This is a genomic window from Streptomyces sp. NPDC059851, from assembly GCF_042732005.1.
Lineage (GTDB): Bacteria > Actinomycetota > Actinomycetes > Streptomycetales > Streptomycetaceae > Streptomyces.
In genome coordinates, this window is record NZ_JBHWJJ010000195.1 from 1 (window position 1) to 11,182 (window position 11,182).

At 72.5% G+C, this 11,182-nt stretch carries 9 protein-coding genes and 1 pseudogene; 3 read left to right on the forward strand and 7 right to left on the reverse strand.

Going from position 1 to position 11,182, the window contains the following annotated elements; all coding sequences use genetic code 11:
- Nucleotides 1-175, reverse strand: a pseudogene (locus tag ACFV7Q_RS36380) (methylmalonyl-CoA carboxyltransferase); the annotation flags it as partial.
- Nucleotides 176-433: 258 nt separating this feature from the next.
- On the opposite strand from ACFV7Q_RS36380, the gene ACFV7Q_RS36385 reads away from it, so the two are divergent.
- Nucleotides 434-1,045: a YceI family protein gene (locus tag ACFV7Q_RS36385; RefSeq protein ID WP_385435213.1), complete on the forward strand. Its 612-nt coding sequence runs from the start codon at nt 434-436 to the stop codon at nt 1,043-1,045.
- 69 nt (nt 1,046-1,114) lie between these two features.
- On the opposite strand, the gene ACFV7Q_RS36390 is transcribed toward ACFV7Q_RS36385, so the two are convergent.
- The 6 genes from ACFV7Q_RS36390 to ureA all read right to left on the reverse strand — a co-directional run bounded on the left by ACFV7Q_RS36390 (nt 1,115) and on the right by ureA (nt 9,192).
- Complete coding sequence (locus tag ACFV7Q_RS36390; protein WP_385435214.1) at nt 1,115-2,434, reverse strand: hypothetical protein; 1,320 nt, start codon at nt 2,432-2,434, stop codon at nt 1,115-1,117.
- Between the two features lie 508 nt (nt 2,435-2,942).
- Nucleotides 2,943-4,571 carry a citramalate synthase gene (cimA, locus tag ACFV7Q_RS36395; protein ID WP_385435215.1) on the reverse strand — a complete coding sequence of 543 codons (1,629 nt, stop codon included), beginning with the start codon at nt 4,569-4,571 and terminating at the stop codon, nt 2,943-2,945.
- A 281-nt stretch (nt 4,572-4,852) separates the two neighbouring features.
- Nucleotides 4,853-5,461, reverse strand: coding sequence for a TetR/AcrR family transcriptional regulator (locus ACFV7Q_RS36400; protein ID WP_385435216.1), 609 nt, complete (start codon nt 5,459-5,461; stop codon nt 4,853-4,855).
- 40 nt (nt 5,462-5,501) lie between these two features.
- Complete coding sequence (locus tag ACFV7Q_RS36405) at nt 5,502-6,548, reverse strand: agmatine/peptidylarginine deiminase (RefSeq protein ID WP_385435217.1); 1,047 nt, start codon at nt 6,546-6,548, stop codon at nt 5,502-5,504.
- Nucleotides 6,549-6,637: 89 nt separating this feature from the next.
- A complete protein-coding gene (locus ACFV7Q_RS36410) occupies nt 6,638-8,371 on the reverse strand; it encodes an urease subunit alpha (RefSeq protein ID WP_385435218.1) in 1,734 nt (577 codons plus the stop codon).
- Nucleotides 8,368-9,192: an urease subunit gamma gene (gene ureA, locus ACFV7Q_RS36415; RefSeq protein ID WP_385435219.1), complete on the reverse strand. Its 825-nt coding sequence runs from the start codon at nt 9,190-9,192 to the stop codon at nt 8,368-8,370. Before ureA ends, ACFV7Q_RS36410 begins: the two co-directional genes overlap by 4 nt.
- 155 nt (nt 9,193-9,347) lie before the next feature.
- Between ureA and ACFV7Q_RS36420 the strand changes: the two genes are divergently transcribed.
- Both ACFV7Q_RS36420 and ACFV7Q_RS36425 read left to right on the forward strand, forming a co-directional pair.
- Complete coding sequence (locus tag ACFV7Q_RS36420) at nt 9,348-10,775, forward strand: cytosine permease (RefSeq protein ID WP_385435220.1); 1,428 nt, start codon at nt 9,348-9,350, stop codon at nt 10,773-10,775.
- A gap of 34 nt (nt 10,776-10,809) precedes the next feature.
- Nucleotides 10,810-10,965, forward strand: a complete 156-nt coding sequence (locus ACFV7Q_RS36425) for a hypothetical protein (protein ID WP_385435221.1) — start codon at nt 10,810-10,812, stop codon at nt 10,963-10,965.
- Nucleotides 10,966-11,182 lie beyond the last annotated feature (217 nt).

The window sequence follows — 11,182 nt, forward strand, 5'->3', positions numbered from 1 at the left end:
CCTCGTCGAGGAGCAGTGCGATGCGCTCGCGCGCGGTCAGCTTGCCCTTCGCGTGCTGGGCCTCGGTCGCCCGGTCACTCGGTCCACGCCGCGCCTGCTCGCGCAGGGAGTGCAGCTCGGCCACGCGCCCGCGGGCGTCCGTCGGCTCGCTCGGAGTCTGGTCCACAACGGTCATGTACCGACCTTACGAAGCCGACCATGAAAAACCTCCGTTGGTTCTACACAGTCTCGGCCGTGTTCCGCTGTCTGGCCCGCACAGAACCACGAACGGGTGCATGGGGACCACCAGGCGAGACGGCTGCCGGTTGTGGTGGTTCCACAAAACGACCCGACACCGCGACCAGATGTTGAAATTTGAACTGAATGGGTCTACCGTCGTTCTCGTTGAAGGTTCAACAACCTCGACACCGCCACCCCCACCGAGGAGAGAGTCATGGGTCTGTTCACCCGCCGCAGCCAGCAGGACGCCGCCACCACCGTCGCCACCCTCGACGTGAACCCGGGCCTGGCCGCCCTCACCGGCGACTACGCGATCGACGCCGCCCACAGCAGCATCGGCTTCACCGTCCGCCACGCGATGGTGACCAACGTCCGCGGCACCTTCGGCGACTACTCCGGGAGCCTGCACCTGGACGGCAGCGAGCCCTCCCGCTCCACCGCGTCCATCGACGTGAAGATCGCCTCCGTGGACACCGGCATCGCCGACCGCGACGCCCACCTGCGCGGCGACGACTTCTTCGCCGCCGACACCTTCCCGCTGATGACCTTCCGCTCCACCGGGGCGGCCCGGGTCGGCGCGGACACCTACCGCATCACCGGAGACCTGACGATCAAGGACGTGACGCGGCCGCTCTCCATCGACCTGGAGTTCAACGGCTCCGCCACGGACGTCTACGGCAACGAGCGCGTCGGCTTCGAGGGCTCCGCCGAGATCCTGCGCTCGGACTGGGGCCTGACCTGGAACGCCGCGCTGGAGGCCGGCGGTGTCATGGTCAGCGACAAGGTGAAGCTGACCTTCGACATCTCGGCCGTGCGGCAGGCCTGATCCGGAGCTCTGCGTTCCCCGCGGGACCGTCGTGCACCACGCGCCCGTCCCACCGGAGCCGGGGGCGGCCTAGAAGCCGCCCCCGCCGTCGAAGCCCCCTCCGCCGCCGAAGTCCCCTCCCCCGAAGCCCGAGGGGTCGAAGTCGGCGCCGGAGACGTCCCCGCCCCCATAGCCGCCGAAGTCGGAGGCATAGGCGTGGCCGGGCGCCATCATGGAGCCGAGCATGGTGCCCATCAGCAGGCCGGGGAGCACGCCTCCGCCGAAGTACCCGCCGGCCCAGGGGCCGTACGCGGGACCGGCGTCGTAGTAGGGGCGCGGCCCGTACTCGGTGTCCACCGTCCGGACCATCGGGTCATGGCCCTCGCGCAACCGGACGGCGTCCGCCGCGCACACGGGCACACTGCGGGCGGCCCCGCCCGCCGGCGCCCAGTCGGCGTCCTCGGTGCTGGGCCCGTGCCGCGGGTCGAAGAAGCAGGGCGGACGCCGCTCGGGCAGCGCCCTGCCCTGGCGCCGCGCGTCCAGGCTGGCCAGGGCGAAGCGCCCGTCCTCCAGGGCCTGGGTGACCCCCCTGACCTCCTCCGGATGCTGCACCGCGGCCATGATGTCCTTGGCCTTCTCGTACGAGTCGAGGGCCCGGGAGTAGTCCGCCCGCATCGCGTCGTCGGCGGCGGGCTCCGCGGGGTGGAAGTCCAGTCGGTCGAGCTCCTCGCCGAAGGCCGTGATGTCCTCGTCGACGACCTTGCGCAGCTTCTCCACGGCTTCGCGTTCCGCCTCCTCCTTCCTCTTGCGGCTGCGGCGCACCAGGGCGTACGCACCGCCGCCGCCGATCAGGGCGACCGCGCCGAGGGTGACGAGCCCACCGACCGGCACGCCGCCGTCGGGGCCGGCGCCGCCGCTCCAGGAGGCAGGGGCGGAGCCCCTGGCCTGCAGGAGGGCCTGGTCGACGAAGTTGTTCAGCTGCGTGTCCGCGTCCACCGGCCCGCCCGCCTTCACCGCGTCGGTGAGGTTGCGCACGGCGTTCGGGGACATGACCACGGGGTCGGCACCGGCATTGAACCCGTCGCCGAGTCGGATCGCGTACAGCCCGGTCACGCCCGTCTCGGTGCGGACCGTGCGCAGCACGCTGTCGGCCGGGAAGTCCGGAGTGTTCGGCAACACGGCGACGAACACCGGCTTGTCCGCGTCCTTTATCTTCTTCGCCAGCGCGTCCGCCTCGTCCTTCGGCAGCTGCGCCGCAGCGCGCGGGTCGACGTAGACGGGGCCCTGCTTGAGGGCTTCCGCCACGGCTTCGGGCCCGGTCGCCGCCGACGCCTGTGGGGCGCTCGCGAGGACGAGGGCGGACAGGGCCATCAGGAGCCCGGAAAGTGCGGATATCAGCCTGGTCCTCATACTCCCGACGCTACCGGAACCATCACCTTTCCGGGCGAATCAGACATGAGGGATGGCTGCCGGGCGCCTCGGCCGCCCGTACGGTGCGGCCCCGGTGGGTGGCGCGGATGCGGGGAGGACGGACGGCGGGGCTGACGGCCGTGGTGCTGATGGGGGGACTGCCGGGCGGATGCGGCCCGGCAGTCCTGAACCTCGTGGCGGTCCACGACTTGGACGACGGACGACCGCGGGCGACCCTCGCCCCCTGCTCGGGAACCCGCTTCCCCTCGGTCCGCCTGATCAGCCGGCCGGAGGGGGCCCGGGCTCGGAGGACGCCGGAACCGCCGCCGCCACCGGGGAGGAATCGTTCCCCCTCTTCACGCCGCCGCCCCTCGTGCACTTCACGGCTGCCGACCTCGCCGGGCTGGAGCCGGGCGAGGTCCGGGCCGGCGGGCGCGCCGTCGGCCGGAAGGAGTTCCGGAAGAAGGCGCGCGCCGCCTGCTGGGGCGAGCGTCCGGGTTGGCCGCGGTCACTCGGCGGGCTCGACGCCCGCGTGCAGGAGGCCGTACGTGATGGCGTCCTCCAGGGCCTGCCACGAGGCCGCGATCACGTTCGGGGCGACGCCGACGGTGGACCACTCGCGGGTGCCGTCCGTCGTCGAGATCAGGACCCGGGTCGTGGACTCCGTCCCGTGGGTGCCCTCCAGGATGCGGACCTTGTAGTCGGTCAACTCGAACTTGGCCAGCTGCGGGTAGAAGCGCTCCAGGGCCACCCGCAGGGCCCGGTCCAGCGCGTTGACCGGGCCGTTGCCCTCCGCCGTGGCGACGATCCGCTCGCCCTTGGCCCACAGCTTGACCGTGGCCTCGTTGGCGTGGGTGCCGTCGGGGCGGTCCTCGACGATGGCCCGCCACGACTCCGTACGGAAGTACTTGCGGGCGCGGCCCTCCGCCTCGGCGCGCAGCAGCAGCTCGAAGGAGGCGTCGGCGGCCTCGTACGTGTAGCCCGCCAGCTCCCGCTCCTTGACCCGCTCGACGACCCGGGCGATCAGGGCACGGTCGCCGCCGAGGTCGACGCCGAGCTCCTTGCCCTTGAGCTCGATGGAGGCGCGGCCCGCCATGTCGGACACCAGCATCCGCATGGTGTTGCCGACCAACTCGGGGTCGATGTGCTGGTACAGGTCCGGGTCGACCTTGATGGCCGAGGCGTGCAGGCCCGCCTTGTGCGCGAAGGCGGACACGCCGACGTAGGGCTGGTGCGTGGACGGCGTCAGGTTCACGACCTCGGCGATGGCGTGCGAGATGCGGGTCATCTCGGAGAGCGCCCCGTCGGGCAGCACCCGGCGCCCGTACTTGATCTCCAGCGCGGCGACGACCGGGAAGAGGTTGGCGTTGCCGACGCGTTCGCCGTATCCGTTCGCCGTGCACTGGACGTGCGTGGCGCCCGCGTCGACGGCGGCGAGGGTGTTGGCCACCGCGCAGCCGGTGTCGTCCTGGGCGTGGATGCCGAGGCGGGCCCCGGTGTCGGCCAGCACGGTGGAGACGGTGGCGTTGATCTGCGCGGGCAGCATGCCGCCGTTGGTGTCGCAGAGGATGACCACGTCGGCGCCGGCCTCGTGGGCGGTGCGGACGACGGACTTCGCGTACTCGGGGTTGGCCCGGTAGCCGTCGAAGAAGTGCTCGCAGTCGACGAAGACGCGCCTCCCCTGGGACACCAGGTGGGAGACGGTGTCGCGGACCATCTCCAGGTTCTCGTCCAGGGTGGTGCGCAGGGCGAGCTCGACGTGGCGGTCGTGTGACTTGGCGACCAGGGTGATCACCGGGGCGCCGGACGCCAGCAGGGCCCGCACCTGCGGGTCCTCGGCGGCGGAGCCGCCCGCCCGCCGGGTCGCGCCGAAGGCGACGAGCCGGGCGTGCTTGAACTGGATCTCGGCGCGGGCGCGGGCGAAGAACTCGGTGTCCCGCGGGTTGGCACCCGGCCAGCCGCCCTCGATGAAGCCCACTCCGAATTCGTCCAGGTGCCGGGCGATGGTCAGCTTGTCCGCGACGGTGAGGTTGATGCCCTCGCGCTGGGCGCCGTCGCGCAGGGTGGTGTCGAAGACGTGGAAGCTGTCGTCGGGTCCCCGGGCCGCGTCCGGCGCTGTCGCCTCTGTCGTCGTCATGCTGGTCTGACTCCTGTCGGATGAGTGGTTCCGGATGCCCGGGATCCACTGCCCCCATCATCGCGCGCATGGTCGTCCCGGCAGGATGGGAGCCGGTAAAACGAAAAGACCCCTCGCGGGTGCGAGAGGTCTGCGCGCGGGTCTGGGGCACGGTGGCCGCCGCCGCGAAGGTCTTCCACGGTTCAGCGGTCACTGCGGACCGGCGCGCTGCTGCCGATAATCATGAGCTGAGCAAGCACGCTCGCAGTCTGGCACACGGTGCCGTCGGACGCCGGGGCGTCTCACGATACGAGCGACTGGTCCAGGAATTCCGAGACGTGGGCCAGGATGTCCTCCCGCCCGATCCCGGGCAGGCCGACGGCGACCTGGATGCTGAAACCGTCCAGCAGGGCCCGCAGCCTGGCCGCGAAGCGGTCGGGGTCCACCGCCCGGAACTCTCCGCGCGAGACGCCCTCGGCGAGCAGCGCCACCAGGTCGCGGTGCCAGGCGCCCTCGATGGCGGCCTGCCGGTCGCGTTCGCCGGGGCCGGCGTTCTGCGAGCGGTTCCAGACCTCCAGCCACAGCGTCCAGTGCGGGTCGCGGGCCTCCTCGGGCACGTACAGGTCCACGTACGCGTCCAGGCGCTCGCGCGCCGGGCCGCGGCGGACGAGCAGGGCCCGCCGCTCGGCGCCGAGCGCGGCCTCGCTCCACTCCAGGGTCTGGAGCAGGAGCTCGTCCTTGCTGCCGAAGTAGTAGAGGAGGTGGCCGCTGCTCATGCCGACCTCGCGGCCCAGGCCCGCCATGGTGAGGCCCTCCAGGCCGCGCGCGGCGATCGTGGCCATGGCAGCGGCGAGGACGTCCTCGCGCGGCGGTGCGTTCTTCCGTGCCGCGCGTGCTCCACCCGCCGCCATGGGCTGCTCCTCGTCGTTTCCGCTGTCGGTCCGCCTCCGGTCAGACCTTCGGCTGCTGCTGGGTGATGCAGTGGATACCGCCACCCCCGGCGAAAATCGTACGTGCGTCAACGAGGGTGACGGTCCGCTCCGGGAACAGGCCGCGGAAGATTTCGGCCGCCTCCTCGTCCCGCGGGTCGTCGAAGGCGCACAGCACCACGCCTCCGTTGCACAGGTAGTGGTTGATGTAGGAGTAGTCGACCCACTCCCCGTCCTCCTCCAGCACCGTCGGCGCCGGGATCTCGACGACCTCCAGCCGGCGTCCCCGGGCGTCGGTGGACGCGCGCAGGAGGGCGGCGATCGTCTTGCAGCGCTCGTGGTCCGGGTGGGCCGGGTCGGGCTGGGTGTGCACCATCACCACACCCGGCCGGGCGAAGGCGGCCACGATGTCGACGTGGCCCTGGGTGCCGTACGTGCCGTAGTCGCCGGCCAGGCCGTACGGCAGCCAGATCGCCTTGGTGGTGCCCAGGTGGGCGTGGATCTCGGCCTCGACCTCCTCGCGGGTCCAGCCGGGGTTGCGACCCCGGCCGAGCTGGACGGTGTCGGTGAGCAGGACGGTGCCCTCGCCGTCCACGTGGATGGCGCCGCCCTCGTTGACCAGCGGGGTGCTGAAGGTGCGGGTACCGACGAGGTCCGAGACGTGCCGGGCGATCTTCGAGTCGTGCTCCCAGCGGGCCCATTCCTGGGCGCCCCAGCCGTTGAAGGTCCAGTCCACCGCCGCCAGCTCGCCGTGGTCGCCGGTGACGAAGGTCGGGCCGATGTCGCGCATCCAGGCGTCGTCGAGCTCCCGCTCGACGACGGTGAGCTCGTGGCCGGCGCCGGCGCCCGCGATCGCGCGGGCGCCCTCGGCGTCGCCCGGGGACACCACGAGGGTGACGGGCTCGTACGCGCGCACCGCGCGGGCCACCGCGCCCCAGGCGGCACGGGCCTCGGCGAGCTCCTCCTCGTCGGTGAAGGTGGGGTTCGGGCTCGGCCAGGCCATCCAGGTGCGCTCGTGGGGCGTCCACTCGGCGGGCATGCGGAATCCGTCGGCGGCGGGCTTGGTCATGGCGGGGTCCTTCGGGCTGGGCTGGCTGGAGGCTGTGCTGGTCAAGGGCTGTGCTCGTCAAAGGCTGCGCTGGTCAAAAGCTGTGCTGCTCAAAGGAAGTACAGGCGGTTGAGGCAGACCGAGTCGGCCGCCGAGGAGCGCAGCGGCTCGCCGTCGAGGGTGACGAGCCCGTTGCGCGCGTCCACGTCGACTGCGCCGACGCGGGAGTTGAGCAGGAGGTCCCGGGGTCCGATGCCGCGGGTGCCGCGGACGGCGACGCGGCGGCGGCGGGTGGGCATGGCGTCGGAGCCGAGGGCGGCTGCGGCGGCGGAGACGAAGGCCACCGAGATGTCGGCGGCGGTGGCCCCGTACGAGCCGAACTGGGGTCCCAGGACCAGCGGTTCGCAGGTGTCGGTGGCGGCGTTCGGGTCGCCGGTGACCCCGTACGCGGGGAAGCCGGACTTGAGGACGAGCTGGGGCTTGGCGCCGAAGAACTGGGGGCGCCACAGCACGATGTCGGCGAGCTTGCCGACCTCGATGGAGCCGATCTCGTGGGCGAGCCCGTGGGCGATGGCCGGGTTGATGGTGAGCTTGGCCATGTAGCGCAGAACACGGGCGTTGTCGTCGCCCTCGCCGTCGCCGGCGAGCGGGCCGAGTTCGGCCTTCATCTTGGCGGCCATGGCGAAGGTGCGGCGGACGGTCTCGCCGGCCCGGCCCATGCCCTGGGCGTCGGAGGAGGTGATGCCGATCGCGCCCAGGTCGTGCAGGACGTCCTCGGCGCCCATGGTGCCGGCGCGGATCCGGTCGCGGGCCATGGCGGCGTCGCCGGGCAGGTCCGGCTTGAGGTCGTGGACGGAGACGATCATGCCGTAGTGCTCGGCGACCGCGTCCCGGCCGAAGGGCAGGGTCGGGTTGGTGGAGGAGCCGATGACGTTCGGCACGCCGGCCATCTTCAGCACGTTGGGGACGTGCCCGCCGCCGCAGCCCTCGATGTGGAAGGCGTGGATGGTGCGGCCGTCCAGGACGCGCAGGGTGTCCTCGACGGACAGGCATTCGTTGAGGCCGTCCGAGTGCAGGGCGACCTGGACGTCGTGCTCCTCGGCGACGCGCAGCGCGGTGTCCAGGGCCCGGGTGTGCGCACCCATGTCCTCGTGCACCTTGAAGCCGGAGGCGCCGCCCTCGGCGAGGGCCTCGACCAGCGGGGCGGCGTCGGAGGACGAACCGCGGGCGAGGAAGCCGATGTTGACGGGCCAGGCGTCGAAGGCGTTGAACGCGTGCTTCAGCGCCCACGGGGAGTTGACGCCCACGCCCCAAACGGGGCCGAACTCCTGGCCGATGACGGTGGTGACGCCGGCGGCCAGCGAGGCCTCCATGATGCGCGGGGAGAGCAAGTGGACGTGGGTGTCCACGGCGCCGGCGGTGGCGATCAGGCCCTCGCCGGAGACGATGCTCGTGCCGGTGCCGACGACGACGTCCACGCCGTCGAGGGTGTCGGGGTTGCCGGCCCGGCCGATCGCGTGGATGCGGCCCTCGCGGATGCCGACGGAAACCTTCCTGATGCCGAGGACGGCGTCGATGACCAGCACGTTGCTGATGACGACGTCGCAGGTCTCCCGGACGGCGGCGGCCTTGAGGTGCAGGCCGTCGCGGGCCGTCTTGCCGAAGCCGGCCAGGAACTCGTCGCCCGGGGCCTGTGCGTCGTGCTCGACGCGGACGGTAAGCCCGGAGTCGCCGAGCCGGACCCGGTCCCCGGCGCGGGGGCCGAAGACGGCGGCGTACTCGTGCGGGTCGATGTGCCGGCTGCCGGGTGCGCAGTGGTCGCCGTGCTTGGTGGGCCTGCTCATGCGCTGGCTCCTTCCGGGCCGTTCGAGTGGCCGTGGGGGTCTTGGTCGACGTCGCCCCGGCCGTCGCCGCCTCGGCCGTAGCCGCCTCGGCCGTCGTCACCTCGGTCGTCGTCGCTCTGGTCGGCGCCGCCCTCGTCGGCGCGGGCGCCGAGGTAGCCGCAGGCCCGTGCCCTGGACAGCGCCTGAGCCTTGGCTCCGGGGGCGTCCAGCGGGCCGTCGACCAGCCCGGCGAAGCCGATGGCGATGCGGTCGCCGCCGATGGGGACGAGCCCGACCTCGGCCTCGCCGTGCGGGTCGAACCGCACGGACGAGCCCGCGGGGACGCACAGGCGCATGCCGTAGGCGGCGGCGCGGTCGAAGTCGAGGCGGGGGTTGGCCTCGAAGAAGTGGAAGTGGGAGGTGACGCTCACCGGGACGGGGGCGGTGTTGCGCACGTGCAGGCGTACCGCCGGCTCCGGCTGTGGGGACCCGGGGCCGGGCACGACCGCCCCGGGGGCGTCGTCGCCGAGGAGGACCGCGCCCCGGATCGGGGCCGGCACCACGGCGAGGCGGGAGCCGTCGTCGAAGACGGCCTCCACGTGCACCTCGGTGACCACGTCGGCCACGCCGGGCAGGACGTCGTCGGGACCGAGCACGCTGCGGGCCTCCTCGATGGCCTCCGCCAGGCGCTTCCCGTCGCGTGCGGCCTCGCAGACCGTGTCCGCGATGAGGGCGGTGGCTTCGGGGACGTTGAGCCTGAGGCCCCGGCCCCGCCGGGCCCGGGCCAGTTCCGCGGCGCTGCGCAGCAGCAGCCGGTCGCGCTCCGTAGGGGTCAGCCGCACGCCGATCCACCACCTTTGCAATCGAGGAGTTAGAGCATCACTCTAACCTCTTAATCGTTGCCCCGGAACGATTGACCTGAGGGCAAGGGGCAGGTCACATTGAATGGCGCTCAAACAATGTGCCACCACCCCCCGCCCTGCCAAGGGAGTCCCCCATGCCCATCGAACAGCGCGGAGTCGACACCATCCCCGAGGGGGAGCGGACGAGCAGTCCCCGCGACCTGATGTCGATCCTGCTCGGCTCCAATCTCTGCCTCGGCGTGATCGTGTTCGGCTGGCTGCCCCCGTCCTTCGGACTGGGCCTCGTACCGTCGGTCACCGCCATCGTGACCGGCACCCTCGCCGGCATCGCCTTCACCGCGCCGCTCGCCCTCGTATCCCTGCGCACGGCGACCAACCTCTCCACCTCCAGCGGCGCGCACTTCGGCGTACGCGGACGTCTCGTCGGCTCCGTCGTCGGCCTGCTGCTCTCCCTCGGCTACACGGCACTGACCCTGTGGATCGGCGGCGACGTGATGGCCGGCACCCTCTCCCGCCTCACCGGACTGCCGGACAGCGGCGCGACACGGACCCTGATGTACGGGGGGCTGGCCGTGTTCACCGTGGTCGCGGCGGTCTTCGGCTACCGGCTGCTGCTGCGCATGAGCAAGCTGCTCTCCCTCGGCATGGTCGTGCTGCTGGCCGTCGGCGTGTACGCGTACGCCCCCGGATTCACCACGGCCGCGCCGCCGGACACCCCCTACCTGCTGGGCTCCTTCTGGCCGACCTGGCTGCTCGCCGCCGTCGCGGCCGGGCTCAGCGGGCCCGTCGCCTTCATCACCCTGCTCGGCGACTACACCCGCTACATCTCCCCCGCCCGGCACGGGTCCCGCTCCGTGTACTGGTCCACCTGCCTCGGGCTGCTCGCCGGCCTGCTGGTACCGCAGCTCTTCGGCACGTACACCGCGCTCGCCGCCCGGGCCGGGGCCGACTACGCCGGGCCCCTCGTCGCCGCCGCGCCCTCGTGGTACCTGCTCCCGCTGCTGCTCGCGGCCGCGGCCGGGTCGATCGGCAACGCCGGGCTCATGCTCTACTCCATGGGCCTCGACCTCGACGCGATCGTGCCCCGGGCCACCCGCACCACGGCCACGCTGGTGGCCGCCGCCGTCGCCACCGCGTTCGTCTTCGTCGGCTCCTTCGAGTGGGACGTGCAGTCCGCGATGACCTCTTTCGTACTGCTGCTCACCGCGATCGGCACCCCCTGGGCCGTGATCACGCTGATCGGCTACCGGCGCTGCCGGGGCCGGTACGACGCCGAATCCCTCCAGGTGTTCAACCGCAGGGCCCGCGGCGGCGTCTATTGGTACAGCGGCGGGTGGAACCTCCGCGCCACCGCCTCTTGGGCGGCGGGTGCGGCGGTCGGACTGGCCGCGGTGTCGACCCCGCTGTACGAGGGCCCGCTGCTGGCCCTCACCGGCGGGGTGGACTGCAGCTTCATCTTGTCGGGGCTGGTCGGCGGTGCGGTGTACGCCGCGCTGACGGTCCGGCCCGAGGCGGCTCCGGCCGCCGGGACGGCGGCAAGGGCCGCGGTAGCGGCCGACTAGGACACGCAGGGCAGAAGGCAAACGGGGAGGCGCCGTGGAAGAGCTCGCGTACGTGGCGGGGAAGATCGTCAAGGGTGTGGCCGGCCTGGCCTACGCCTTCGGCGACGCGCTGGTGGGCCTCGGCCCGGACGGGACGAACGACGACCGCAAGAAGAAGCGGCGCGAGGGCGAGGCGGACGAGGAGCGCTGACCGTTCCCGGGGACTGAGCAGGAGTGGGTCCTGGTGCCAGGACCCGTGCTCAGCCGGGCGCCCCGAAGGGTGGCGGGTGTGTGGCCGCTCGCGTTCGCTCCGCGTCCGGCGCGCGGATCGTGTCGCGGTCCGGGGATGCGGGGGCGGGGTTCCCCACGCCCCGGCGCTGCCGGTGCGGCCCGAACGGACGAAGGCCCCCTGCGCATCGCGCGCAGGG

Excerpts from the sequence above, each read along its gene's own strand:
- ACFV7Q_RS36385 (WP_385435213.1), top strand. The coding sequence starts at position 434 with ATGGGTCTGTTCACCCGCCGCAGCCAGCAGGACGCCGCCACCACCGTC.
- ACFV7Q_RS36390 (WP_385435214.1), bottom strand. The coding sequence starts at position 2,434 with ATGAGGACCAGGCTGATATCCGCACTTTCCGGGCTCCTGATGGCCCTG.
- cimA (WP_385435215.1), bottom strand. The coding sequence starts at position 4,571 with ATGACGACGACAGAGGCGACAGCGCCGGACGCGGCCCGGGGACCCGAC.
- ACFV7Q_RS36400 (WP_385435216.1), bottom strand. The coding sequence starts at position 5,461 with ATGGCGGCGGGTGGAGCACGCGCGGCACGGAAGAACGCACCGCCGCGC.
- ACFV7Q_RS36405 (WP_385435217.1), bottom strand. The coding sequence starts at position 6,548 with ATGACCAAGCCCGCCGCCGACGGATTCCGCATGCCCGCCGAGTGGACG.
- ACFV7Q_RS36410 (WP_385435218.1), bottom strand. The coding sequence starts at position 8,371 with ATGAGCAGGCCCACCAAGCACGGCGACCACTGCGCACCCGGCAGCCGG.
- ACFV7Q_RS36420 (WP_385435220.1), top strand. The coding sequence starts at position 9,348 with ATGCCCATCGAACAGCGCGGAGTCGACACCATCCCCGAGGGGGAGCGG.